The following is a 26338-nucleotide window of genomic DNA, read 5'->3' on the forward strand; positions in this document are numbered from 1 at the left end:
TGATTAAAATGAAAAACATAGTTGGCATTGTAATTTTCTTTGCGTTGTTACAAGGTTGTGCCGGTAAACCCGTCACATCAGGCACAGGAACCGAACAGATCACAGCAAACGATAATTGGCAGGCGCATTTAAAAGTTGATAACCCGACACTTGCAAAACGATTAGTCATTTCAAATGTACTCACGCGTACAACCAATGGCTTGCTTGACGTAAATTTAGAATTAACCAGCAACTATAACAAAACGCAAAACCTTCAATACCATTTTAATTGGTTTGATAAAGACGGTTTTGTAATTGAGCAAGGTAAAGAGCCGTGGAAGTCATTACCGCTTCATGGTTATCAAGTTGTAAATTTAGGTGCGATTGCGCCAACAAAAGACGTTGTGAAATTTCGTTTGTATGTACGCGAAATTAACGAAACAATTTATCGTTTTTAGTACATAACCTCTGTGCGAAAAATATTAAGGAATTACTATGAAAAACAGTTTACTTACATTAAGCCTATTAACAACGTTAGCGATTAGTGGGTGTGCAAACCGAGAAGTGGTGACATACGGCGATGCAACAGAAGTTGAAACCGTCGACATTGGTTTTGGTTCAACCGACTTGCAAAAAGTCGCCGCAGAAATGACGGATTCGCTATTAGTTTCAGCTGCAATGAAAGAGTTTAGTCAAAATGGCAGGCCTATCTTTTTCGTTGAACGTATCAAGAACAAAACCAGCGAACACATAGATACAGAATCAATTACAGACTCTATCTCGACTAAACTATTACGCTCAGGGAGCGTGCGTTTTGTTGATATGGCGCGTGTTGAAGCAGCCCGTGAGCAATTAACGTTTCAGCAAGATGGTGGCATGGTGGATCAAAGTAAGGCGATTGCTTTTGGACAGCATGTTGGCGCTGAATATATGCTATATGGCAACCTTTCAAGCATTGTAAAGTTCAACAAAGACAAACAAGATGTTTATTACAAATTCACCATGCGATTAATGGACCTTAAAACAGGCTTAGTTGAATGGGCTGATGAAACAGAGATACGTAAAAATCGTGAGAAAAAACGTGTAGGTTGGTAATGCTATGAATATGCGCATTGTTGTCATAATTTCGACACTCGTTTTAGCTATATTCAGTTTTCAAACGGTTGGTTATGAACGTAATAAAGCGGTTCCGGTAGAAAAAGTGGTTTATGGCAAAGTGGAAACACTTCGTCATATTACTGATACCGAATTAATCCGCGATAAATCAGCTGGTTGGAAACACTTTGGTGGAGCACTCATTGGCGGTGTTATTGGTAATCAATTTGGTGATGGCAGCGGTCAAGTTGCCGCAACCATACTGGGCTCAATCATTGGCGCGTCGATTGCTAAAAATAATGTTCCGGATTACCGACAGCGCACTTTAAAGCTGATCGAAATGATGATTTTAACTGAAGATAAACAACGCGTTATGGTAATACAAGATTACGATAACCAAATGCAATTTAGTAAAGGGTCAACGGTGAGAATCGTTTATCTACAGTCAAATACTGTGCGTGTTGATATCGCTTACTGAATAAATTGAAAATATAAGATTGGAATTGCGGCGATCGCTAGTACAAGAATAAAGTACAATATGATGTCTTTATGAACAGATCCTTTGCCTTGTGATTTTGCCATTATTAAACTCCTTTTAATGTGACGTTATCATAATTATAAACTACCTGAAAAGAAAGGGTTAAATATTCTTTTTTATTTGTAGCGCGTTCGATATCAGCTTGTTAATTAAAGTAATAATTAGCACCTTTACGATACTAAGGTGCTAATTTTATTTTTTACTTTGAGCTTAATGTTTTACTTAAGTTTAATTTTCAAATTTGGTAACGCTGCGTCAAGTTCTATTTCATGACCTAAGCGCAACACTTTAAACGTTACTTTATCGCCACCTTTCAGTGAACGCATGTAATTTAGAATATTAAGATAATTTTGCTCTTCACCCGTTAACATATGCGGACCAATCGATAGAACAACATCACCGCCTAAGATAATCGGGTTGTTATCAACAATTGCTGGCACTATTCCGCCTTTAAGCCCGAGTTTTTCCGCAAAACTTTGCGTTGTTACTTTTTCAACCAACAACCCTGCCCGTTGCGGAATGTTTAACGCTGCAGCCATTACCGGTGTTAAAAATGTGTATTCAAAACCAAACCACACCATAGGTTGCGCGATTAAAATATCTTTAACCATTGCAGTGCTAGCTGCAAAACCGAGACCTTCGTTACCACCAGAGCGTGATTGGATATAGCTGACAACACCAATTAATTCACCATTTTCCAAGAATAAGGGGCCGCCAGAATTGCCTTGGTTTATTGCAGCGTCTGTTTGAATAAACTCAATTTTATTAAATCCAGGTCGCTGATAAATGCGTTTACCACTGAAGTGACCTACTGTTAATGTGTGTTCTAACCCATAAGGCGTACCAATAACAAACACCTCATTACCAATTTCAGCTTTATTTGAATCACCCAGTTTTACAAACGGAAAATCTGTTTCGTTGCTGATCAATTTAATTAATGCAATATCCGCAGCTTCAAAACTAGCCAATACTTTCGCTTTGTAAGTACCGCGTTCTTTTACCGTGACCGTAAGTTCATCTGCGCTATTTACTACATGCGCCGCGGTTAATATCAAGCCTTGTTGATTTATCAGTGTGCCTGAGCCCAAGCTGCTTGCTGTTTTGGTCACTAACTTGTCGTCTTCCGCTCTTACTTCTTGGCTGTCTGAATAAATAATAACAACAGATTTATCGAGCTTTTTATAAAGGCTACTATAATCCTTTGAAAAAGCTGAAACACTGACAAGTACTAGCAATAAAAACGCTGGCTTAAGTATATTTTTAAACACGACTATTCCTTAGGGTGTAATTGAGTCATGTTATTTTTGAGTGTAATGCGGTCAAAGTAAACAACTAATTTTCAAAACGTTATTTACTAAGTACGTTTATTGGAAATGAATAATAACAGAAATGGTTTATTGAAAATTAAAGTAGCGTGCTCAAAATCGGTTTGAGCACGCTACTGAATAGTAACTTATAAGCTCTTAGGGTAATCGACACCTAACCACGCTTTAAACAATGCTTTTTGTTTGCGAGACGGTTTTTTAACTAAACTAATCACCTTAGGGCTACTCGCTTTTTCACTCAGTACTAATTTAGTTGAATGTAAGGTGTCACGTCTAAAATAACTGATATCAATTGATTGACCTGGCTTAAAGCGTTTTAGATATTTATCAAATGGTTCGCTAATTCGTTTGCCGTTAATCGCAACAATAATATCGCTAGTGGTTAATCCGGCTTTCCATGCGCTTCCTTCGCGCTTAACTTTATTTATAAATACTTGGCCATCTTTATAATCACCACTTAAATCAGCACTTGCTTTAAAACTTACGCTTTTTGGATAATCAAACCTAAGGCCAACAGTGTTTAGCATGTCATCAAAATTAAGCGTTGCGGGGCTATCAATATTTTGTTGCCACCACTCGGTGTAATCGTTGCCCGATACCGCTTTTAAAATCGCTTTTACATCACCGCTAGTGAATCCTTTTGGCAAGGCAAAATCTTTATAAAGTGCGCGATGTACATCGCGATAACTGACATCACCATTACTATCTGAAATAAGTTTTACATCTAGCGCCCACGATAACAACGCGCCTTCACTGTAAATATTGGTCGAAAAGTTAGTATCATGGTCGCCACCTTGATTTATCCATTTGTCAAAGCTGGTTTCAGATGCCGATTGGATTTCACGACCAGGACGTGCAAGATGTTTATTAATGTTTTTAGACAACCCCTTAAAGTATTCTTTCAACGTAATAATATCACCACGAATTAACAATAAGTCGTCAAAATAGCTGGTTGAGCCTTCCGCTACCCAAAGTAAATCTGTGTAATTATGGTCTGTATAGTTGTAAGGCGTTAAGCCTTGTGGGCGATACCCTTTTACATTCCAAGTGTGAACAAATTCGTGTGAAGCGGTGGTAATAAATCCGATGTAATCATCTCTTTCACGAAAAGAGTCACGCTGACGTTGGATAATCGTTGAGTTGAGATGCTCTGTCGCACCTCGTGCGCCACTTGTTGCATGTACCATAAATACGTAGCGTTTGTATGGGTAGGCGTGCCAAATATCTGAACCGGTTTTAACTAACTTTTTAAGGTCGGTGATCATTTTATCGGTATCGTAGTTACCCTGACCCCATACAACAAGTTCATAGTCGCGATCATCTACTTGCCATTTGAATAGCTTGTTAATACCGGTTTCAATGGGTGAATCAACAAGAATATCATAGTTATCTGCGACGAATTGATGTGCGTGCTCACCATTATCCATGCCTGATACACTGCGCCAATCAGATGGTACGTTTAAGTCCACAGTCACCTTTTGGTCACGATAGGCTTCTGAAAACATAAAAAAGCCTGATGCATCGATAAATGCATGGCTATCATCGATATGACGTGAACGCATGCCTAACTCGTTTGCGTAAACTTGATAGCTGATTTTTACTTTTTGATTAGGTGTGGTGCTAATCTGCCAAGAGTTAGAATCAATTTTTTGCCAATTTAACGCTTTCCCGCTTTCGTCTTGTGCACTAAATAAACGAATGCCGTTTGCCATATTCAGTAATTCATAACGGCCAGTACGCCACGATGGTAACTTCACGATTAATTGTTCTGAACCACTCGGAAACTCGGCGCTGACATTACCTAAATGATGTTCACCTTGTGCAATCGTTAATTGATAATCAACCTTGGCAAATACCGGACTTGTATAAAATAATGACGCCGTAGCAAACGGGAGAAAAGCAGGAATAAAACGTTTCATAATACCATTAAGCAAAGTAGAAAATTACGTAACCCTAGCAATTTTAACTTTTTAATACCAGCATCTGAGGTAGTCGCCTACTGTTTATATTCTATATGTAACGTTATGAAAATTTGAGTAACCATGAGGTAACAAAATGATTATAACTGTGAAGTATGATTATCATTAAATTAACAACAATCTACTTACAACAAAATCGCTATAACTTAGAAGATTCAAAACCTTAATCCAAATCATCACAACATTAGCTAAGCTAACTATTTAAATTTTATGTATTTAATCTAATAAGAACAAATTCTTAAAAAGCAACTATGCTTTAGTATAAGCATATTTTGACTCGAAATTGACAGCGCATTGAGATAAACTTCAACTGCTCAAAAGAAATAGGTAAAAATCACGGTGTCTCAGCAAGTTAGTATTCTACGCACAAAGTTAGACTCAGCAATCAAAGGGCGTAAACAACTCGAACATGCTTATAAAGTACAAGTTGACTATTTAACCCAGTTTATCGCCAAACTATCATTAGTTTGCAAAGGCTTAGACCTTGAATTGGATAATCGCTTAGCAAAGTATCGCAGCACGATTCAAAAAGGTGTTGATTACGAACAGTTAGTACCGTTGCTTGAAGAGATCTCGAAACTATTTAAAGAGCAAGCCACTCGCGCAGAAACCAATCTAAAAGCATTACATCAAAGCGTCGATTCCGCTGGCAGAAAACTTCAGCGCCAAAAAGGGTTGCCTGATGACTTGCGTCGCAATCTTCGCATTTTACTGACAAGTGATTTAGAAAATGTAAAAGCAACTACCGAGTTTATTCCCGTTTTAACGCGTCTTGTAGAAATTTACCATGCGGTATTAGAGAAAAAGCACAAGGAAGACAGCAGTGACGCCATCGCTGAATCAGCAGAGCTTGCGCAAGAGTTACAAAATTTACTCAGTGAGTTAGCGTTTGAAGGCGAAAGTGGTAAACGCATTGATTCAATAAAACAAAAAGTGTCACAGGAATTCAGCTTACCTGTACTACTCGACTGTTGCGTTGAAATTATTCGAATTATTGTTGAAACAATTTCACAAGAACGTGCGTCTGCACAAAAGTTCTTATTTGCAATCAATGAAACCCTAAGTTTATTGCAAGCGAGTTTAATGGAGTCAGTAAAGCGCTCTAGCCAAATAAACTCGCAAATGGAAGATCTAAACGCGCAAATTCAGCACAAAATGCGCACTATTAGCCAAGACGTAGATGAAGCGCAAAATATTACAACGCTGAAGCAGCTTATTTCTGAGAAAATGGAATCGTTAACGGTTGATCTCGCTAATAAAGAAAAGCTAGAACAACAAGAACGCGAAGAGCTGGTCACTACGTTAAAAGAAATGGGCGAGCGTGTTAACAAACTCGAGAAAGAAACCGAGCAATATCAAGAGCGTCTAGCCGAGCAACGTTTCAAGAGTTTACAAGATAGCCTAACTCAACTGCCAAATCGCGCCGCATTTGATGAGCGCTTTGCCCTTGAATACAATACCTTTAAACGTGACCACCACGATCTCTGTATTGTTGTTGCAGACATCGACCACTTCAAATCAATTAATGATAATTACGGTCATAGCGCTGGTGATAAAACCCTGCAAGTAGTGGCTAAAGCACTCAAAAAAGCCATTCGTGTTACCGACTTTATTGCTCGCTTTGGTGGTGAAGAATTTGTACTTATTATGCCCCATAGCAAGTTAGAGCAAATTTCGGTACCACTCGAAAAACTAAGGCGTTCCGTTAAGGCAATTCCATTTAAATTTAAACAAAAAGCAGTAACCATTACTATCTCGTTTGGTGCAACACAATTAAAAGAAGGCGATTCAATGCAAGAAGCCTTCGACCGAGCAGACGAAGCTTTGTACCAAGCGAAGAACTCAGGACGTGACCGCATTGTTCTAAAAAATTAGCTTGCTTAGTGATGATAAAAAACTATATTTAAATTAAGTGCTTATTATAATTTGCATAATTTAAATATAGTTTAGACGTACAAGGAGTCGCCTATGCAAGTACAGATCAATCCAACAGGCGCGTTAGATTTACTTTCACAATTAGAAGTTGAAGCGCTTAAACGCTCATCAACCAGCGAGCTTTATCGCTTATTCCGTAATTGTTCGCTCGCAGTTCTTAATGTCGGTAGCCATACCGACTCTAGTGTAGAAATTTACGATAAATACCAAGACTTTGATATTAACTTACTGTGTCGTGAGCGTGGTATCAAAGTGGAACTTATTAATCCTCCTCAGCATGCATTTGTCGACGGTAAAATTATTACCGGTATTAACGAACATTTACTCGCAGTTATTCGCGACATCGTGTTTATTAAAGACAAATATCAAGATGGTAAAATAAACCTTACGAGTTCATCACACATTACCCATGTTGTATTCGATATGTTGCGTAATGCTCGGGTATTAAAGCCAAGCGAAGATCCCAACATGATCGTGTGTTGGGGCGGTCATTCTATTAAAGAAGTTGAATACAAGTACACCAAAGAAGTGGGTTATCAACTAGGCTTACGTAATTTAAATATATGCACTGGTTGTGGACCAGGTGCAATGAAAGGCCCAATGAAAGGCGCCACAATTGGACATGCTAAACAACGTTTTACGCAAAACCGTTACTTAGGGTTAACTGAGCCAAGTATTATTGCGGCCGAACCCCCTAATCCAATTGTTAATCAGCTGGTAATTTTACCTGATATCGAAAAGCGCTTAGAGGCATTTATTCGAACTGCGCACGGTATAATTATTTTTCCGGGCGGTGCAGGTACAGCCGAAGAATTACTTTATTTATTGGGTATTTTGCTTCACCCAGATAATGCAAAACAAGCACTGCCGGTGGTGTTAACAGGTCCTGAATCGTCGCGTGCTTATTTTGATGAGTTAGTTAACTTTGTAAAAGAGACCCTTGGCGACGAAGCGCTTTCTAAATTTAAAGTGATCATTGATGACCCTGAAGCGGTTGGTAAGTATTTTAGTCAAAATATGGCAAACGTTAGAGAGTACCGTAAAGAACGAGGCGATGCCTACCACTATAATTGGTCTTTGAAAATTGAACCTGAATTTCAATTACCGTTCGAGCCGACTCACACAAATATGGCGAACCTCAACTTAGGTTTAAACCAACCCAAAGAGCAACTCGCCGCTAATTTAAGGCGTGCGTTTTCTGGCATTGTTGCCGGTAACGTAAAAGATGAAGGCATTAAAGCAATTAAGCGCCATGGTGTGTTTGCACTTTCGGGCGACAAAGAATTAATGACTAAAATGGATAAGCTGCTCGCTGCATTTGTAGCTCAAGGAAGAATGAAACTACCTGGTGCGGTTTATACCCCCTGCTATCGTATAGAAACTTAATATTCTGGACAAAAACAGGTAAAATGGCGCTTCATTAGCGCCTTTTTTATGTTCATAATTTAGTTCATTTACAACGCGTATTAGTTTTTCTTAACGTTAAGGTATTCATGGCAACTCATTTACTACTCATTGATGCGCTTAATTTAATAAGGCGAATTTATGCTGTTGATAGTCAACAAGCAGGAAATGATGCAAATTTGGCTACCAAAAACACCTATTTTAGGGTCGTTAATGCGGCGCGAAAACTGTTAAAAAATACGAACGCTACACATGCTATTGCCGTTTTTGATGGTGATACGAGCTGGCGCTATCACTATTATTCAGATTACAAACAATCACGAAAACCAATGCCTAATGAGTTGGCTGACGCACTGCCTAAACTTTACCAAGCATTTTCAGAACTTGGCATAACGGTTTATGTTCCTGAGCACGATGAAGCAGATGACGTAATCGCAACACTGGCAAGTAAAGCGTCTACCAATAAAGTAACGTCAACAATAGTCTCTACCGACAAAGGTTTTTTACCTTTACTTGGCGACTACATTCATGTGTATGACTACTTTAAAAGCGAATATATTTCGATTCAGTCTGTAATTGAAAAATTTTCGTTAGCCCCCTCACAACTCACCGATTTTTGGGCACTCAACGGCGATAAAACGAATGATATTCCGGGGGTAAGTGGAATTGGCAAGCAAGGCGCAGTCAATTTATTAACGCAATTCCCGTCAGTTGAAGACGCCCTTTTAGCGACTGACTATCCAGATGAGTTAAAACGTGTTTTCAACAAGTTAAACGACAATCATGATGCCTATATTCGTGCTAAGCTATTGGTAAGTTTACGCCAAGATATTCATCTTGGTTTCAGTTTGAAGGCACTACGTTTACCGAGTTCTTAGTATGAATAATAAAATTCTGAAATACATTGTCTTAGGGTTAGGGATTTATGCGATTGCCGCGGGCCTTATTATCAACTTTTATAAAGACGACCCACAAGGCATGTATTGGCAAGACAGGGAATCTTTCAATAAAAGGTATCTTAGTAAATTAAAGGCCGACTCTCCTGTATTTTTAGACCAAGTATTCAACAATTTAGGTTCGCCTGACTTAACGTTTGCAAAGCGCAAAGGTGACGACGTATTTCAAATTATCTATTACCGCACGCAGCATGAACATTCTGATGGTATTACTACCAAAGATGAATGCACAGGGATGTTTTTCAAAAATGAACAACTCGTTGCGTGGGGTCCTGGCGCAGAAATTGCGTATGATAGAGTTAATTAACGAAGAATAAGTGAACATTTGAGTGGATTTAGCCCAGCAATTAATGGAGAGCGTGGATAGTTTAGACAAACTATTTAACGTTTATAATGACAAAACCCAATGGCGCTCAGCCTACCCATTACTTGTTGATGCCGCGACACGCATTGAAGAAACATTTCACGCTAATCAACACGTTTCGATAGCAACCCTTGCTGTTTATAACGCAAAGTACAGTTACGCAACTAATTTGATTAGTCGCCAATGTATTTTAATTTGTATTTTTGCAAAGATAAGCGGTTTAAATCGTATCGCGTGCGTAAAATTACTGCAAAGTGCGATATCGCATTGTGTAACCATATCTAACGAACTTAATTGTGTTGCTGCAAAAACATTGTTAAATGCAAAACAACATGAGCGCTACAAAAACCGTTATCGCTACACCTATCAGTTTGTTAAACCACATTTAAGCAAATTACCGTTATTGCAAACGGATCTTGTCGCTAAAATAAAACAGCAACCGCACTATTCTATCGATAACCGAATTGTGCGTTTAAGTTACGTACTGGCTAAAGCAATTACCTGTGTTGATGATATGCCAGCGCACACCTTACGTGACGCTATACACACTGTTTATTTAAAGACAACCCGTACTGAAGATAAGTCACTTTTAACTGAACTTGGCCAACTATTTAATAGCCCATTACCCGGAGAGACGGTTCGAAACGAAGGACTCGAATTACGTGTATTGGGACAAGTATCAAACAATAAATTACTGTGTTACCACACCGATAGTAAGTCATTTAAAGAAGTAAAAACCAGTGCACGTTTAGTCAAGCATCGCGTTGCCGCGACGAATCAAATTGAATCGCTTATTGGTTTGTGGCAAAAATTGCCCGAGCTAGTGAAGTTCGTCAACGCACCCCATATTAATGAATACTTTACTACTCATGATTTACGCGTAATTCGCAAAGCGGCACATTTTAGTATTGGAAAATTACTTGGCGAGCTTGAAAAAAATCCAAATGCCAACACGTTAGTGCTTAATTTAGCACAGCGATTTTCACACAATCCCATATCAGATATTAGGCACGCCATTGCACTGGTAGGCATTGAACAACTACCTGACTTATTAGAAAATCAGCAATTATTGCAACGTTTATGTAGTTTAGGAAAGCTCAATTGGCATTACGTTGAAAATCGTGTTTCGCTGTTGATTGCGTTTATTGAAAGCTACAAAATTATCGACCCGCATTTTCCATGTCAAAAAGTCATCAATTACGCATTAAAGTACATCGCATTTACGTTTAAACTGTTTCCGCACGGCATAGTTTTGCCGATAAACACCACTACACCCAAACACAGCATTACAGATATCAATTCGTTAGTTAATTTCTATGCGTTACATAACCAAGAATTACCTGATCAGGTAAAAGCAAATCCGTTTTTTGAAATTAGCCAAAGCGGGTATCAATTAACTGAGGGTACAGAGGTACACAGTGCATGTTTTGTCCACTTAGTACTTTGTAATTTGGTTTACTTAGGTCAAACGTTAGAACAACAGCCGGCGTACATAAAACAGCAGATGATTTATGCTCAACAACAACTTCAAATAGAAAATTTAGATAATTATTTAACCAAGTTATTAGACTTTAGTCCTGTTAACAGGGTTTTATAATTACAAATACCGTCATTTTTACGCCTTTTGTGGATTAATCTGCTAAAAATTGCTATAAATAGCCGTTGAATAATAATATGAGCAAGCATTAATAACTAACCAGTTGGCATCACGATGCTATGCTTGTTCGTGACAATCTCACGTACACAGTTACCCAACCGGGTAGCTCGATTCAGTTAAAGGAAAATTTAATGTCTAAGCAAACCATTACGGTTATTAAAGGCGATGGTATTGGTCCAAGCATCATTGATTCAGCGCTTGAGATCCTAAATGCAGTTGGTTGCGATTATGAGTATGAATTTGTTGATGCGGGTCTTGCTGCACTTGAAAAAACAGGTGAGCTTTTACCACAAGCAACCCTTGATGCAATCGAACGCAACAAAATCACTTTAAAAGGCCCACTAACAACACCTGTAGGTGAAGGCTTTACGTCAATTAACGTTACATTACGTAAAAAGTTTAACTTGTACGCTAACGTTCGCCCAGTCAAGTCATTTGAAGGTACTAAAGCGCGTTACGACGACATTGATATCATCACAATCCGTGAAAATACACAGGGTATGTACTCAGGTCTTGGCCAAGTTGTATCTGAAGATGGTACTGAAGCAGAGGCAATGTCAAAGATCACACGTGAAGGTGCTGAGAAAATCGTTACTTTCGCTTACGAACTAGCAAAGCGTGAAGGTCGTAAAAAAGTAACTGCTGTACACAAAGCAAACATTCTGAAATCGACATCGGGCCTTTTCTTGAAAGTAGCGCGTGAGGTTGCTGAGCGTTATCCTGAAATTGAATCTGCTGAAATGATTGTAGATGCGACATGTATGAAGCTAGTAATGAACCCAGAAGAATTCGACGTAATGGTTACAACTAACCTATTCGGTGACATTCTTTCTGATTTATGTGCTGGCCTTGTTGGTGGTTTAGGTATGGCACCAGGGGCAAATATTGGTAAAGATGCTGCTATTTTTGAAGCGGTACACGGTAGTGCACCAGATATCGCTGGTAAAAACCTTGCAAACCCAACATCTGTGATTCTTGCGTCTATTCAAATGCTAGAGTATTTAGGTGAAGCAGAAAAAGCTGAGCGTATTCGTAAAGCCATTGCTCACGTAATTAAAACAGGCGACCGTACTACACGCGACTTAGGTGGTAGCCACGGAACGACTGACTTTACCCAAGCAGTTATCGAAGCATTATAATTTTTAAAAAGGTGACGTAAGTCACCTTTTTTTATCGCATTTTCTTGCCTTTTACTTTCGTCATTTTAGACTACTACCCGCTGACAATCAGTAAACGAGGACACAATGAAACTAATCAAATCAGCATTAGCTGTCGCGCTAGGTTTATCTACAAGCGCTGCCTTTGCTAATGACACACTAACACTAGAAGATTTAACAAAAATCCAATCAGTTGGCCAAACTGCAATTAGCCCAGATGGCGATGCAGTTGCATTTACCCGCTCTGTGCCACGTGAAATTTATGTAGAAAAAGATGGTTTTAACTACAGCGAACTTTATCTTACTGATGCTAAAGGTAATGAGCGCCCTTTCATTACTGGTAAAGTAAATATCTCAAGTCTTGAGTATTCTGTGGACGGTAAGTTTGTTTACTTCTTAGCAAAGTTTAAAGAAGACAAATTTAAAACCCTTTATCGCATTCCGGTAAATGGTGGTCAATGGCAAAAAGTAATTGCCTTAAAAGGCACGTCTATTTCGTCTTATGACCTAAGTCCAGACAACAAACACGTTGCGATAATTGCAAAGCCTGCTAAACCGAAAACAGACAAAGAATTGGCAAAATTAGGCTTTAAAGCAGAAACTTATGAGCTTGGTTTAACAACTGCAGAATTAATGGTTGTTGATTTAGCTGTAAACGAAAAGCCAATCGCCCTTGAAGGGTTAGGAATTGATCAATACGTAAGCGATGTTAACTGGTCAAGTGATGCTAAAAAACTACTAGTTAAAACACAGCCTTCAGCACTTATCGACGATAAGTACATGAAATCAACATGGCATATCTTTGATCTTTCGAGCAAAAAAGTAGTTACTTCATTTGCAACTGAAGGCAAATTAGGCGCAGCTGAATTTTCACCAAATGGTAAGTATATCGCAATTCTTGGTGCACAAGACAAGCACGACCCTGCAACAGGCCGCTTATATTTGGCAGATGCAGAATCAGGTAAAATTGAAAACTGGTTACCTAATTTTGAAGGCCACATCAGCGATTTCGAATGGGCAAATAAGTCAAATACCCTGCATTTCGTAGCGCAAATTGATACAGAAAGCTTTATCGCAACAATTAAGCCAGGCTCAAGTAAATACAAAACCAAGCTTAAACGCGGTAAATTAATTGCTGGCCGTTTATCTATTTCAGATTCAGATAAGACAGTTGCGTTTGCGGGTCACTCACGTAAACACCCGACTGAAGCGTTTATGCTACGTGGTAAAAAAGATATTCGAGTATCAGATTCAAACGCGTGGTTAAACGATAAGCGTCTAGCTAAACAAGAAACTATCTCGTTCAAAGCCGAAGATGGAACACGTTTAGATGGCGTACTTGTTTATCCATTAGACTATCAAGAAGGTACTCGTTATCCGCTAATTATGTCGGTTCACGGTGGCCCTGAAAGTCACGACAAAGATGGATGGGTAACTAACTACTCTCGTCCTGGTCAAGTAGCGGCTGCACGTGGTTACGCAGTTCTGTACCCTAACTACCGTGGTTCAACAGGTAAAGGCGTTGACTACTCTAAACTTGGTCAAAATGACTATGCAGGAGAAGAGTTCAACGATCTTGTTCGTTTTAAGCAACACCTTGTTGATAAAGGCTTAGTTGATACTAAACGCGTTGGTATTACAGGTGGTTCATACGGTGGTTATGCGTCAGCATGGGCTGCTACAAAACTCACTGAACATTTTGCAACATCGGTAATGTTTGTTGGTGTAACTAACCAATTATCAAAATTTGGTACTACTGACATTTCAAACGAAATGCATCTAGTACACGCGCGTTCTTACCCTTGGGACAAATGGCAATGGTATTTAGAGCGTTCACCTATTTATTGGGCTGGTCAATCTAAAACACCATTATTGATCATGCACGGTAAAGACGATCCTCGTGTCCACCCTGCACAATCAATGGAACTTTACCGTTATATGAAAGTACAAGGTAAAGACGTACGCTTAATTTACTACCCAGGCGAAGGTCACGGTAACAAGCGTATGGCTGCTAAATATGATTACAGCCTACGTTTAATGCGTTGGATGGATAACTACTTGTTAAATGGTAAAACTGAAATGCCAGAGTACAAGATTGACCACGCAGCAAATTTAAAAGCGAAAAAAGAAGAAAATAAATAATTAGCTTCTTATTTAAATAAAGGCCCTATTTGGGCCTTTTTTTATGTACAAAATTCCGAAATAAATTAAAGTACTAATTCAGTAACAATAAATTATTGTATACACTTTGAAAAGATTGCATTTTCAATTCACCAGCAATCAAAGATAACCAAAAAAACCACATTTTTAATTTTAATACTGATAATAATGAATTATTTATGTCAATTGAAGAATTCACCGTTGACAACAGTTAACAAAAATAATACAAATACGTTAATCAATTTTTAGAGCAAATTTAAATGACATTATTTCTTCTACTAACAGTCTTCGTCCTGGTCTTAATTAAGTCGCCAGCGGGGAGCTATTAGTTAATTTTGTCATACTGAATTTAATAAGCCCCCGCAACTAGCGGGGGTTTTTTTTATCTACTGCACAGAGGAATGAGGATGGACAGTAATAAAATGTCGGGTGCTGAGCTTGTTGTTAAAGCGTTAAAAGCACTTAAGGTTAAATATATTTTTGGTTATCCCGGTGGTAGCGTATTAGATATTTATGATGCCCTATTTGCCGAGAACGAGCTTGATCATATTTTAGTGCGTCATGAGCAAGCTGCGACACATATGGCCGATGGTTTTGCGCGAGCAACAGGTGAAGTGGGTGTTGTACTTGCCACATCAGGACCTGGTGCAACTAACTGCGTTACTGGTATTGCAACTGCTTACATGGATTCAATTCCAATGGTGGTTTTATCTGGCCAAGTACCCACCAATTTAATTGGCGATGACGCCTTTCAAGAAACGGATATTGTTGGTTGCTCACGTCCAATCGTAAAACACAGCTTTAACTGTCGTGATGCAGAAAAGATCCCAGAAACCCTAGCAAAAGCATTTTATCTTGCTGCGTCAGGTCGACCAGGCCCTGTTGTTGTGGAATTGCCAAAAGATATATTGAATCCGGCACTTGCGTTTGATTACATTATGCCAGATGACATATCGATGCGTTCCTACAGCCCCAATACCAAAGGTCATCCAAAGCAAATCAAAAAAGCAGCATCCGCTATATTAAATGCTAAACGACTTGTTATTTACTCAGGCGGCGGCGTTGTGTTATCTGATACATCAGAGCAATTAACAGAGCTAGTTGAAAGCTTGAACGCACCTTGTACTAACACCCTTATGGGATTAGGCGGTATTTCAGGCACGCACCCTAACTTTATCGGTATGCTTGGCATGCACGGTAATTTGGAAGCAAACAAAGCAATGGCAAATGCCGATGTTATTCTTGCATTGGGTGCACGCTTTGACGACCGCGTAACCAATAATGTTAAGAAGTTTTGTCCCAACGCGACGATTGTTCAGGTTGATGTTGACCCGACGTCTATCTCTAAAACCATTCACTGTCATATACCGGTTGTTGGCGATCTTGCGACTGTATTTGCACAATTGCAAAGTGCGATTAGTAAAAGCGACATTCAAATTGACCGCGCTGCGCAAGAAGATTGGTGGCGACAAATTAATAATTGGCGCGAACAGCGTTGTTTAAGTTTTGAAACTGACTCAAAAAAAATTAAACCACAAGCCGCAATTAAAGCGCTCTACGAAGTAACTAAGGGCGATGCCTATATTAGTTCAGACGTAGGTCAGCACCAAATGTTCGCCGCACAGCACTATCCTTTTGCAAAACCACGTCAGTGGATTAACTCTGGTGGCCTTGGCACTATGGGTTTTGGTTTTCCTGCAGCGATGGGTGTAAAACTCGCTTTTCCTGATAAAGAATCAGTATGTGTTACCGGTGATGGGTCTATTCAAATGAATATTCAAGAATTATCAACCTGTATGCAATATGGCTTGCCAGTAAAAATAGTGTCTTTAAATAACCGATCACTTGGCATGGTACGCCAATGGCAAGATATGATTTATTCGGGTCGCCACTCATGTTCTTACATGGAATCCCTACCTGATTTTGTAAAACTCGCAGAGAGCTATGGTCATATTGGTATTCGCATTGACCACCCAAGCGAGCTGAATGAAAAGTTAAAAGAAGCATTTTCCCATAAAGACAAACTGGTATTTATCGACATCAATGTAGATGAAAATGAACACGTGTACCCAATGCAAATTCGTCATGGCTCAGTTGATGAGATGTGGCTGAAAAAAGGAGTAAAAGCATAATGCGTCATATTTTAAGCATTCTTTTAGAAAATGAGCCAGGCGCCCTATCACGTATTGTTGGTTTATTTTCGCAGCGCGCCTACAACATTGACAGCTTAACTGTGGGTCCAACTGATGATGACTCATTATCGCGTATTACAATAACCACTACAGGTAATGACCGTATTCTTGAACAAATCACTAAGCAAGTTAATAAGCTAGTAGATGTACATAAAGTGATTGACCTGAGTGATGCAAGTCATATTGAACGTGAGTTATTGTTAGTTAAAGTGATGGCTCATGAAGAGAAAACACGTGCGGCCGTAACCCGTGTGGTTGATATTTTCGGTGCATCAATTTTAGATATGGGTAAAACAACCTACACACTGCAGTTAGTTGGCGCAGTTGATAAGCTCGCATCCTTTATCGATACCTTAAAGAATGAGACAGAGGTGATTGAGGTCGTGCGATCTGGCGCAGTTGGTTTAAGTCGTGGCGACAAAGCGTTAAGACCAAAGTAATTATAAAGCGTGTTAGATAATTACGCTGTTTTGCTAACTAGGTTGGATTATTCAATGTAAATAACTACGTTGCAGGTTCAGCCTGGTTAGCATGTTTCTACCCAGCACCATTTTATCGAATAATTACCAAATGGGTTTAACCTACAGTTGAATAACAAACAATAAAAAAGGAGCTTAACGCTCCTTTTTAAAGTTATTGGGATGATAACTTTTACAAATTAGTTAACGCTGTCTTTAAGACCTTTACCTGCTTTGAAAGTAGGGATGTTAGCTGCAGCGATTTGAATTTCTTCACCAGTTTGTGGGTTACGGCCTGTGCGCGCTGCACGTGCTTTAACAGAGAAAGTACCGAAACCAACTAGCGCTACAGAGTTACCGTCTTTTAATGATGTAGACACTGCACCAGTGAATGCGTCTAATGCGCGAGCTGCTGCTGCTTTAGAAATTTCTGCGTCCGCAGCGATTTTTTCAACTAATTGTGCTTTGTTCATTATAGATTCCTATCTTTATTATTTTGCCTTTGCAGACCCTATAGTTATGCATTTTTTCTGGCTTGGCAATACGTATTTGTCATTTTTTAAGCAAAATCACCAAAAAAATTGATTTTAAGTTAGTAATTTAATGATCTTGTTGCTTAAACGGCCTGATGCTTAGACTTTACGAGTAATTGTGTTGCAATAAAACAAAGCCATAGGCTTACAACCGGCGAAAGTAATAGGCTTAGAAGGTCTGCATAGTTTGCTAAAAAGTAACTTAAATCCATTTTTATCATCCCAGATATTGAGTATTTATTACTTAGTCGCAGCGAGATCAAAAAAGGTTGAAAAAATAATTATATTTCTTAATACCTACAAGTTATTCGAACAGATTTGAGCATTTTTTGCCGCGTTATATAATAAAAAACCCGCTAGCCCAGCGGGTTTTTGCTTTTCATAAACTCATAAATACTCGGGATATAAACTTAAAATCATCTTTTAGGCTTTAAGTTAGAATCATCATGCCAAAATTAAACTGAACATTAAGTGAACCAAGTAAAACACGCTAGAATCCGTTTTGCCTGAGTGTTAAATTGTAAAAAACAGAAAAACGATATCGCTATGGATTTCAAACAGAAAATAAATGCTAAACGTCCGTTGAATCAAACGAACAATACAAAAACCGCACTTGAGAGCGATCGTGGACGTATTATAAATAGCGCAGGATTGCGAAGATTACAGCAAAAAACACAAGTATTTCCCCTTGAGCGCAATGCTGCCGTTCGTTCACGCCTCACCCACTCTCTCGAAGTGCAACAAAATGGCCGATTTATTGTACACACCATATTTAATACACTGAACGAAGTCCAACTGACCCAATACGGGTTGAAGCCTCTTGAGCGTGAATTAGAAAGTTTAGTTGAAATGGCGTGCTTGATGCACGATATCGGTAATCCTGCGTTTGGTCATTTTGGTGAAGCCGCGATAAATGCTTGGTTTAGTAAATACTTAAAGGCTCATCCGCTTTCAAAGCACGCATTTTCTAACAATATGGGTGAAGATTCCCCGCTTTCACCGACGCAATCGATACTACACGAACTTTGTCATTACGAAGGTAACGCACAGGCGATAAGAAATGTTCACAGCTTATTTGCGCTTAACCTAACCTATTGTCAAACAGCCAGTATCTTAAAATACACACGCTGTGGCACATTGCCTAAACAGCAGGTGCCAGCAAATAAGCAGTATTTAATGAAAAAAGTTGGCTATTACTTTAGTGAAAGTGAATTTATTGAAACGCTTTGTGGCGAACTAGGCATAGAGTTAGGTCACCGCCATCCTGCCAGTTACATTATGGAAGCCGCAGACGATATCGCATACTGTTTAGCTGATATAGAGGATGCAGTAGAAAAAGGATTGATTTCCATCCCTTTCTTAATAGACATATTAGACCGAGAATACCGCAATGTACTATCACAGTTTAATATTAATGAAGATGAACTTAGCTCATTTATGCAGCGTAAGTGCGAACATGCCTACGATTACGCACAAAAACACGATTACAATATTGAGAATAATTTTTTTATTCGCCTGCGCGTTAACTTGCTCCACCCGTTAGTAAAACACAGTGCAATTCGATTTTGCGATAATATTGAAGAAATTTTCCATGGTAGCTTTAATGCCTCTCTCATTGAAGACAATAGCTATCAACATGCGATTACGAAAGCCCTTAAGTCAGTAGCGTTTAAATATGTATTTTGTCATCACGAAGTGCAGCAGCTTGAATTACAAGGACACAAGATTATTACTACGTTGCTTAATGAATATGCGTGTTTGCTCGACTATTCCCGTAACGACTTTAATAAACTACTCGCTGGTGAATTTAATTTTTCAGTTGAATCGCGCTTACTAAACCGAATTTCATCGAAATATCTGTCCGTATATAAAAAATCGGTCGATGCATTGGATGCGTTTGATCAAAACGATCCAATCTACGAGTTTTATTATCGTGCACGTTTAATACAAGATTTTATTGGCAATATGACTGATCAATTTGCCTATGATACATACCGAAAACTGATGGTAATTGAGTAGATTTAAACTTAAATTGCGTCGCAAAATGCGAAAACTTACTGACTCAGCCTTAGTATTCGCTAAAAATCAACGAATTAACTAAGGCACGTTCATTGCTCAGATAAAGAAAACTATTATTTGAGTACCTGATATGGCGCAATTTAGTCTTAACGTAGCAAAATCTATTGGAAACGAAATTGGCGAATGGTTTCAAGCAAATATCACCGACTTTAACACTAGCCTTGCCTCAACCTGTCATTCGACACATCTGTTCGACATTTATATTTGGGGTGATGTTGCCTATCGAAATCAAGACAGGCAAATAACCGATGATCTACTGAATGGACTAAAAAAGTGTTATACCGGTCGCTCTTGGGTACTAATTAATAAAGAAACACGCATTGTTTACGCCGCAAGTGATGAATTTGGTACGTTTCCGCTACTGGTGTATCAGCATCAACAACTTACCATTATTGCAAGTTCGCGAACTGCACTAATCAATTGCTTAGAAGATAACGTTGAATTTAATCAGACAGCCTTACGTAACCTGCTTGCACTTGGCCAGCTTTTTAACAACGATTGTATAATTAAGCACACCCAACATTTTACAGGTGAATCTCTGATTAAGGTTAACCTTAACAACCACACGCTTGAGAAACAAAAAATACAGGCGCAATATGTTAAATGTTTGAACAAAACCACCAAATATAGCCATGCAAAAGATGCGTTTATTGAAGCAGTAAGAAATTGCTTCAAAAACGATAGTAATCCATTAGTATCTTTGTCAGGCGGTCTAGATTCACGCGCTATATTATCTGTGTGTGAGGTTTTGAACTTGAAACCCGAAGGACTGTGTTATGGCGAAGTTAATAGTACGGATGTTCAGTATGCGATTAAGCTTGCTAATGCATGTAATTTGAAACTGTTCCATTCAAAAAGTTCAACCACGCATTTTGATACACAAACGATAAAAAGAATTACGCAAGCGAGCATTGGCGAAGTCCCGTTTCACCATGCGCATGCGTTAATTGACAATCAACTATTAGATCAAACCCAAGGTCGAACAATTATAACCGGTACGGGCGCAGAAACGTATCGTGCGTTTTACTACGACCGAGGCATGCCAGGTTTTCGTTTCTTCGGGCAAAGCTCACTTAACAAGTATACAGTGCCTCGCATCGAACGTTATATCAGTGAAGAATTAACAAAACAAACGTGGCCAATCGCTCAACTGCTTTTAAAAGGCAGTGTTAGTATGGAAAAAACGCTTAACGATTTTATCAAAGAGCACATCTGTAAATATGTCGATGCAGCGAAGCAGGCTGATCAATTTTACTTAAAAGCCCGTTGCCAGCGAATGGTTGTCGCTGGACAGCAATTACTCGACAGTTACTATAATCGCACACACCCATTTTTAAATGATGAGGTCGTGTGTACAATGTTGAATCTACCTGCAAAGTACAAATTACACAGTGCTTTTCATCGCAAACTAATATCTGATTTATCGCCGAAACTTGCAGCACTACCTTGGGACAAAACGCACAAACCTTTAAACCGCGGGTTAACATTTGGCCAAAAATACCCAGGCTTACTCAGCCGGTTTGGTTTAAACGGGCATTTTGGTAAGCGCTCTAAACCTATGTACCAATATGATTATTCAGAAGTTAGTCAAAGCGTGTTATTAGCAACCGTAAATTTACTTGGACTTGATGATGAAGACAAAGCGGCGCTAATTTCACAAATAAGGCAATATAAGCTTGAGAATTATATAATCGGTTTTGGTCTAGTTTGGCTTAATTGCGCCGACAAAGCGCAAATATTGAAAGCAAGTTAGATGCTACACTTTTTCACAAATTGACAAGCTTATGACAAACCTTGGCCCAAGCTTACTGATATATTATCGCTCGACTGTTTACCACCCCGACCAAAGGTAAATAATTAAACCCTAAAGGCCCAGCTTATAAAGATTCCGAATTACTCAAAGATTGGGCCTTTTTTTGAGTTCCTCGTAAGGTTACTTTCCTCTTGTAAGAAACAGTACTTCGCATATCTTTGGTGTGAAAAATGTAAGCGTTTAACGCATTAGCATCGTTTTGAACTTTAACAACTAATAAGTGTGATGTGTTCTTTACAGCTCAACTAAACAAAAGCGAAATAAATGGCAAATCACTTAGCATGTGTAACGCACGGTTATCGTAGTTAGGTAACTTATAATATTCAAAAAAGGCTTGGGATTGGGTAAGGTTAAACAAAACGCCTTTGCAATTCTCACAATGTGTAAGTGTTATTTCAGCCAAGTTTTTATCAAAAAGTGTATTTGAACATTGCGGGCATGCGTATTTACTTGCCGTGCCTTTAGTTGTGTTTAAATGCGTTGAAAAAGTGCTAAAGTTAAATCTTCCCTTACCATCAAGCGCTGCATAGTACTTTTCAGGTAGCCATGAATAACCGCATTTACAACCAAAACCTATTTCCCCAAAACCTTTCCACACCTGAAAATCACATTCTTTACACACACAACGCATTTTTTACTCCTACTCTTTTGATTTAGTAGCGTATTAGAAGCACAATAAATCCGCTTAGTTTATGTGTTAAAGGGTGTATTTCGGTGTTGATTGGCTAAGTAGGATGTACATGGGTGTTATGGTAAATCCGCTTTCAATAAATCAGCACCCTACAGATAGCTTTATGGGTTCTCAGCAATTTTTGCGCGTATTAATAAGACTAAAGGCAGTGTTAAAACATGAGCTCTTAGGGGAGAATCAAGCCCAAGTGTCAATATGCTCCTCATCATCTTCACTTGTATGGCTTTCTTTTGTCGTATCTTCTTTTTGTTTTTTAAGTTCGGACAGAGTCGCCTCATTCTTTTTAAGGCGCACTTTTGTAGTCTTATTATCGCTCACGCCAACAACATATAAGGTAGATTTATCCACTGGGTGCACAGTGTTAATACGCGGCAAAAATGGGATTAAAATATCCATACATTACTCCTAGAACTTATCTATATATCGGCTAGGTTATAGTTTGCTTTAATATTAACGGTTTATGCAATTTAAGTTGATGCCATGGGGTTCCAGTAACATAGCTTCTTTTTCGAAGTCTGCTTGTAATAGAGGTTGTTCTTGCCACCAATTTTGCTCAAACGTTACATCAATTGAGTGCTCCAAAAACCTGATCTGGTCAATTTTAACAAAGTCACATTGACGCTTTTGTGTAAACAACAGTGCTAATCTAAAGATAGAAATCGCCTGCATAAATTCTTTAAAATCTGTGTTTGATTCAAGCTGTTCAGATTCAAGTTTTAATTTCTTTCGATGATTCCGTACTAATAAGGTTAATAACTGCTGTTCTTCTTGGCTAAAACCGGGAAGTAAACTATTCGCGATTATGTAAGCTGAATGCTTACGAATGTTAGACGAACTTATGCTTAAACCGACTTCATATACGTCTGCAGCAAAAAAAACGATTTTCTGCAATTGCAAGTTTACATTCCAATCTTTGTTTGCATGTTCAAACAACCAAGTAAGCATCGCTTTTACACGACTAGATTGACTTTTATCACAGTCAAAACGCTGGGCGAAGTTATCAATGCTTTGCTGCTTTAGGTTGTGATTATCGCTGCAATCAATTAACTCGTGTAATACCCCCTCGCGTAACGAAAAATCACAATACGTTAACGACTTTATATTGAGTAACTCGAAGCACGCAATGGCAATCGCAACAGCAGAGCAGATAATACCCTTACGTTCTTCACTCAGTCCTGGCAACTCAATATGTTTAATATCGCCAAACGAAATCAATTTATGTTTGATTACGTTTAAGTCTGACAAAGTCATTTGATCATGCTCTGAGTCATTAATGAGAGTGTGCTGTACGATACTCAAAATTGCTTTAAAGCTACCCGATGTACCAATAGCGCACTGCCAGTTGGTATTTTGATAGGCATTAAGAATAGGCTCTATTTCTTGGCTCGCAGCAACAATGGCACGGTTAAAACTATCATGTGAAATAGTATTATCAGCAAAAAACATTTGCTGAAATGTAACACATCCCATGCTTCGGCTAGCAAGCTGATGCGTATTGGGTCCTTTGCCAACAATAAACTCGGTGCTGCCACCGCCAATATCTATCACCAGTCTTGTATCGTTATCAACACGATAATTAGCAACGCCTTGGTAAATTAACCGTGCTTCTTCCAATCCAGAAATTACATCAATATTAAATGGAATGATTTTTTTCGCACGTTGAATAAAGTGATATTTATTTTTTGCTTTTCGTACCGTGTATGTGGCTACGATTTTTACGTGATTTGCGTTAAACCCTTGCAGCGTTGTCGCAAACTCTTTTAATGCAGTTTCAGCTCTGACTATCGCGTCATCACTTAAATTGCCGGCTGCGTCTAACCCTTCAGCTAAATGCACTTTTAGTTTTTCTTTGTGTAAGATTTCTAAACGGCCGCTTATTTGCCTTGCAACAATCAACTGGAAACTATTTGAACCAATATCTAACGCAGCAATTGTTGCAGTGCTTTTCATTAAGAGTTTTCTCGCTTTTTCAGGTAGTCATAAATTGCAATTTGAGAGCGAAGCTTCATCTTATTGCCTCTACGAACGTAATGGTTGCGTTGGCTAGAGTCTATTAACCGCGCTTTAGCGCGGTCTTTAAATTGCAATTCAAGAATATCAATTATTATTTGTTTTAACGCATTATCGTAAATTGGTGTCGCCACTTCAACTCGATGATCGAGGTTTCGCGTCATCCAATCGGCCGACGAAATATAGACCTTTTCGTCACCCGAATTATGAAAAACCATAACTCGAGGATGCTCTAAAAATCGGTCGATAATACTGATAATACGAATATTTTCTGAAATTCCCTTAATATTGGGAATCAAACTACACATACCGCGAACGATAATTCGAACTTGCACCCCAAAGGTCGACGCCTCATAAAGCTTATCAACCAAGCCCGTATCAACTAAGTTATTGACCTTAAGCGTAATTGCAGCTGGTTGCTTTAACTTTGCTTGGCTAATTTCGCTGTCGATTAGTTGATAGATTTTTTCACGCGCATTTACCGGCGAAACCATTAAATGTTCAAAGTTAAACGACTTGTAACTGTATTCAATAAAACGGAATACATCGGTGGCTTCGCGAGTTAGGTCAGGATGTTTAGTAAACAAGCTAAAGTCAGTATAAATATTAGCGGTTTTTTCATGAAAATTGCCAGTACCAATGTGTGCATACTTTTCAATAACACCTTTTTCTTTACGGTACACCAAACATAATTTTGAATGTACTTTTAAACTTGGAATGCCAAATATTACTTTTACGCCCGCATCTTTTAACAGCCTAGACCATTCAATATTATTTTCTTCGTCAAAGCGCGCTTTTAGCTCCACCATCACAGTGACTTTTTTACCATTTCTCGCCGCGTTGAGTAGCGCACTGATCACACGTGAGTGCTTTGCAACTCGGTAAATGTTGATCTTAATTTGCGTCACTTTTGGGTCGTAACTTGCCTGCCTTAAAAATTCAGTGAGGTGATTAAAGGTATGATAGGGATAATAAAGTAAAATATCACCAAGACTAATCGCTTTAAAAACATTGTCTTGCTGACTAAATTCTTTATTTTTTAAGGCCGGTAATGGACGGTTTTCAAGGTATTTACGCCCAACATTCGGAAATCCGATAAAGTCCTTAAAATTACGATATCGTGCCGAACCAATAGTCGAATCATATTGTTTAACACCCAATTTTTTACACAAAATTCGTAACATTGCTTCGGGCATATCATCATCATATACTAAGCGCGTAGGCTCAGAATTTAAGCGTTGTTTTAACCCTTTAGACATTTTATCAAGTAAACCTTCGTCTACTTCATCATCAAGGTTGTACTCAGCATCGCGAGTCAGTTTGAACGCGTGACCTGAGATTTCATCAAACTTATAAAGCCCGGTAAAAATATCGCGCAAAAAGTACTTTATTAAGTCATCTATTACGACAATGTGCTTATCTTTTTTGTTACGTTTGCTAGGTAAAATAACAAAGCGATTAATGGTTTGTGGCACTTCAAGTGCTGCATATTGCTCTCGCTCACCGTTAAGCGAAACCAATATATAAACACACGAATCATTTAGGTGAATTTTCTTCTCTGGGGCATCACTCACTTTAATCGGCGTCATGTGATCGAGTACATTATTTATAAAATACTCACTTAACCATGCTCGTGCTGCTTCATCTAGCTGTTCTGGCTTTGAGATGTAAATATTATAACGCGCTAAATCGATTAAAATTTGTTGGTAAATATCGTCAAACTTCTCGTTGAGCTTGAGTACTTTCTCTTGAATTTCGGCAAGTAACTGAATGTGCGTAGAAGGAAGCTTTTTAACTTCATCGAGTAAAATTCTGCGTTTAACATCGGCAACACGTACTTTAAAAAACTCATCAAGATTATTAGAGAATATGCCTAAAAAGCGAATGCGCTCAATAATCGGGTTAGTTTGATCTTTTGCTTCTTGTAACACGCGTTCGTTGAAAGACAACCAACTTAATTCTTTTTCAAAATATAACGGCGTCGCCGAGATATTAGATTCCATTTCCATGTAA

General features: G+C 38.7%; 21 protein-coding genes. 14 read left to right on the forward strand and 7 right to left on the reverse strand.

Annotation, left to right across the window (positions count from 1 at the left end; all coding sequences use genetic code 11):
- The first annotated feature begins 8 nt into the window (after positions 1-8).
- From PSPO_RS17955 to PSPO_RS17965, 3 genes are read left to right on the forward strand one after another with little or no spacing between them, the layout of a single operon-like run.
- On the forward strand, positions 9-437 hold the full coding sequence (locus tag PSPO_RS17955; RefSeq protein WP_010559161.1) for a YcfL family putative periplasmic lipoprotein: 429 nt from the start codon (positions 9-11) through the stop codon (positions 435-437).
- A gap of 37 nt (positions 438-474) precedes the next feature.
- Entirely contained in the window at positions 475-1074 is a 600-nt protein-coding gene (gene lpoB / locus PSPO_RS17960; protein ID WP_010559160.1) for a penicillin-binding protein activator LpoB, read from the forward strand.
- A gap of 10 nt (positions 1075-1084) precedes the next feature.
- Positions 1085-1552 carry an outer membrane lipoprotein gene (locus PSPO_RS17965; protein ID WP_040642621.1) on the forward strand — a complete coding sequence of 156 codons (468 nt, stop codon included), beginning with the start codon at positions 1085-1087 and terminating at the stop codon, positions 1550-1552.
- 278 nt (positions 1553-1830) lie between these two features.
- Here the strand turns inward: PSPO_RS17965 and PSPO_RS17970 are convergent, their stop codons facing one another.
- Positions 1831-2880 carry a S1C family serine protease gene (locus tag PSPO_RS17970; RefSeq protein WP_010559158.1) on the reverse strand — a complete coding sequence of 350 codons (1050 nt, stop codon included), beginning with the start codon at positions 2878-2880 and terminating at the stop codon, positions 1831-1833.
- A 185-nt stretch (positions 2881-3065) separates the two neighbouring features.
- A complete protein-coding gene (locus tag PSPO_RS17975; RefSeq protein ID WP_010559157.1) occupies positions 3066-4856 on the reverse strand; it encodes a M61 family metallopeptidase in 1791 nt (596 codons plus the stop codon).
- Between the two features lie 399 nt (positions 4857-5255).
- Between PSPO_RS17975 and PSPO_RS17980 the strand changes: the two genes are divergently transcribed.
- The 9 genes from PSPO_RS17980 to ilvN all read left to right on the forward strand — a co-directional run bounded on the left by PSPO_RS17980 (position 5256) and on the right by ilvN (position 17181).
- Complete coding sequence (locus PSPO_RS17980; RefSeq protein ID WP_010559156.1) at positions 5256-6791, forward strand: GGDEF domain-containing protein; 1536 nt, start codon at positions 5256-5258, stop codon at positions 6789-6791.
- Positions 6792-6884: 93 nt separating this feature from the next.
- A complete protein-coding gene (gene ppnN, locus PSPO_RS17985) occupies positions 6885-8237 on the forward strand; it encodes a nucleotide 5'-monophosphate nucleosidase PpnN (RefSeq protein WP_010559155.1) in 1353 nt (450 codons plus the stop codon).
- A 107-nt stretch (positions 8238-8344) separates the two neighbouring features.
- Complete coding sequence (gene xni, locus PSPO_RS17990; protein WP_010559154.1) at positions 8345-9133, forward strand: flap endonuclease Xni; 789 nt, start codon at positions 8345-8347, stop codon at positions 9131-9133.
- A gap of 1 nt (position 9134) precedes the next feature.
- The gene (locus PSPO_RS17995) at positions 9135-9518 is read left to right on the forward strand and encodes a DUF3192 domain-containing protein (RefSeq protein WP_010559153.1); all 384 of its coding nucleotides are present in this window, start codon (positions 9135-9137) and stop codon (positions 9516-9518) included.
- Between the two features lie 22 nt (positions 9519-9540).
- A complete protein-coding gene (locus PSPO_RS18000; protein WP_010559152.1) occupies positions 9541-11172 on the forward strand; it encodes a hypothetical protein in 1632 nt (543 codons plus the stop codon).
- A gap of 191 nt (positions 11173-11363) precedes the next feature.
- Positions 11364-12371 (forward strand): isocitrate dehydrogenase, encoded by a 1008-nt coding sequence (locus tag PSPO_RS18005; protein WP_010559151.1) that lies wholly within the window; start codon positions 11364-11366, stop codon positions 12369-12371.
- 105 nt (positions 12372-12476) lie between these two features.
- Positions 12477-14531, forward strand: a complete 2055-nt coding sequence (locus PSPO_RS18010) for an alpha/beta hydrolase family protein (RefSeq protein WP_010559150.1) — start codon at positions 12477-12479, stop codon at positions 14529-14531.
- A gap of 425 nt (positions 14532-14956) precedes the next feature.
- The gene (locus tag PSPO_RS18015; RefSeq protein ID WP_010559149.1) at positions 14957-16681 is read left to right on the forward strand and encodes an acetolactate synthase 3 large subunit; all 1725 of its coding nucleotides are present in this window, start codon (positions 14957-14959) and stop codon (positions 16679-16681) included.
- The gene (gene ilvN, locus PSPO_RS18020; RefSeq protein ID WP_010559148.1) at positions 16681-17181 is read left to right on the forward strand and encodes an acetolactate synthase small subunit; all 501 of its coding nucleotides are present in this window, start codon (positions 16681-16683) and stop codon (positions 17179-17181) included. The genes PSPO_RS18015 and ilvN overlap by 1 nt, the downstream gene beginning before the upstream one ends.
- 218 nt (positions 17182-17399) lie before the next feature.
- Here ilvN and PSPO_RS18025 read toward each other — a convergent pair whose 3' ends face one another.
- Positions 17400-17672, reverse strand: coding sequence for an HU family DNA-binding protein (locus PSPO_RS18025; RefSeq protein ID WP_010559147.1), 273 nt, complete (start codon positions 17670-17672; stop codon positions 17400-17402).
- A 606-nt stretch (positions 17673-18278) separates the two neighbouring features.
- On the opposite strand from PSPO_RS18025, the gene dgt reads away from it, so the two are divergent.
- Positions 18279-19751, forward strand: a complete 1473-nt coding sequence (dgt, locus tag PSPO_RS18030) for a dGTPase (protein WP_010559146.1) — start codon at positions 18279-18281, stop codon at positions 19749-19751.
- Positions 19752-19881: 130 nt separating this feature from the next.
- The gene (locus tag PSPO_RS18035) at positions 19882-21564 is read left to right on the forward strand and encodes an asparagine synthase (glutamine-hydrolyzing) (protein ID WP_010559145.1); all 1683 of its coding nucleotides are present in this window, start codon (positions 19882-19884) and stop codon (positions 21562-21564) included.
- A gap of 301 nt (positions 21565-21865) precedes the next feature.
- Here PSPO_RS18035 and PSPO_RS18040 read toward each other — a convergent pair whose 3' ends face one another.
- From PSPO_RS18040 to ppk1, 4 genes are all read right to left on the reverse strand, one after another.
- Positions 21866-22255: a zf-TFIIB domain-containing protein gene (locus PSPO_RS18040; RefSeq protein ID WP_010559144.1), complete on the reverse strand. Its 390-nt coding sequence runs from the start codon at positions 22253-22255 to the stop codon at positions 21866-21868.
- Between the two features lie 237 nt (positions 22256-22492).
- The gene (locus PSPO_RS18045; RefSeq protein WP_010559143.1) at positions 22493-22711 is read right to left on the reverse strand and encodes a hypothetical protein; all 219 of its coding nucleotides are present in this window, start codon (positions 22709-22711) and stop codon (positions 22493-22495) included.
- Between the two features lie 54 nt (positions 22712-22765).
- Positions 22766-24265 (reverse strand): Ppx/GppA phosphatase family protein, encoded by a 1500-nt coding sequence (locus PSPO_RS18050; RefSeq protein ID WP_010559142.1) that lies wholly within the window; start codon positions 24263-24265, stop codon positions 22766-22768.
- On the reverse strand, positions 24265-26334 hold the full coding sequence (gene ppk1 / locus PSPO_RS18055) for a polyphosphate kinase 1 (protein ID WP_010559141.1): 2070 nt from the start codon (positions 26332-26334) through the stop codon (positions 24265-24267). The genes PSPO_RS18050 and ppk1 overlap by 1 nt, the downstream gene beginning before the upstream one ends.
- Between the last annotated feature and the right edge of the window lie 4 nt (positions 26335-26338).

Source organism: Pseudoalteromonas spongiae UST010723-006, from assembly GCF_000238255.3.
GTDB classification, from domain to species: domain Bacteria; phylum Pseudomonadota; class Gammaproteobacteria; order Enterobacterales; family Alteromonadaceae; genus Pseudoalteromonas; species Pseudoalteromonas spongiae.

Excerpts from the sequence above, each read along its gene's own strand:
- dgt (WP_010559146.1), top strand. The coding sequence starts at position 18,279 with ATGGATTTCAAACAGAAAATAAATGCTAAACGTCCGTTGAATCAAACG.
- PSPO_RS18010 (WP_010559150.1), top strand. The coding sequence starts at position 12,477 with ATGAAACTAATCAAATCAGCATTAGCTGTCGCGCTAGGTTTATCTACA.
- ppnN (WP_010559155.1), top strand. The coding sequence starts at position 6,885 with ATGCAAGTACAGATCAATCCAACAGGCGCGTTAGATTTACTTTCACAA.
- lpoB (WP_010559160.1), top strand. The coding sequence starts at position 475 with ATGAAAAACAGTTTACTTACATTAAGCCTATTAACAACGTTAGCGATT.
- PSPO_RS18050 (WP_010559142.1), bottom strand. The coding sequence starts at position 24,265 with ATGAAAAGCACTGCAACAATTGCTGCGTTAGATATTGGTTCAAATAGT.
- PSPO_RS18040 (WP_010559144.1), bottom strand. The coding sequence starts at position 22,255 with ATGCGTTGTGTGTGTAAAGAATGTGATTTTCAGGTGTGGAAAGGTTTT.
- xni (WP_010559154.1), top strand. The coding sequence starts at position 8,345 with ATGGCAACTCATTTACTACTCATTGATGCGCTTAATTTAATAAGGCGA.
- PSPO_RS17965 (WP_040642621.1), top strand. The coding sequence starts at position 1,085 with ATGCGCATTGTTGTCATAATTTCGACACTCGTTTTAGCTATATTCAGT.
- PSPO_RS18045 (WP_010559143.1), bottom strand. The coding sequence starts at position 22,711 with ATGGATATTTTAATCCCATTTTTGCCGCGTATTAACACTGTGCACCCA.
- PSPO_RS18025 (WP_010559147.1), bottom strand. The coding sequence starts at position 17,672 with ATGAACAAAGCACAATTAGTTGAAAAAATCGCTGCGGACGCAGAAATT.
- PSPO_RS17955 (WP_010559161.1), top strand. The coding sequence starts at position 9 with ATGAAAAACATAGTTGGCATTGTAATTTTCTTTGCGTTGTTACAAGGT.
- PSPO_RS18015 (WP_010559149.1), top strand. The coding sequence starts at position 14,957 with ATGGACAGTAATAAAATGTCGGGTGCTGAGCTTGTTGTTAAAGCGTTA.
- ppk1 (WP_010559141.1), bottom strand. The coding sequence starts at position 26,334 with ATGGAAATGGAATCTAATATCTCGGCGACGCCGTTATATTTTGAAAAA.
- PSPO_RS18035 (WP_010559145.1), top strand. The coding sequence starts at position 19,882 with ATGGCGCAATTTAGTCTTAACGTAGCAAAATCTATTGGAAACGAAATT.
- PSPO_RS17995 (WP_010559153.1), top strand. The coding sequence starts at position 9,135 with ATGAATAATAAAATTCTGAAATACATTGTCTTAGGGTTAGGGATTTAT.
- PSPO_RS18005 (WP_010559151.1), top strand. The coding sequence starts at position 11,364 with ATGTCTAAGCAAACCATTACGGTTATTAAAGGCGATGGTATTGGTCCA.
- PSPO_RS17975 (WP_010559157.1), bottom strand. The coding sequence starts at position 4,856 with ATGAAACGTTTTATTCCTGCTTTTCTCCCGTTTGCTACGGCGTCATTA.
- ilvN (WP_010559148.1), top strand. The coding sequence starts at position 16,681 with ATGCGTCATATTTTAAGCATTCTTTTAGAAAATGAGCCAGGCGCCCTA.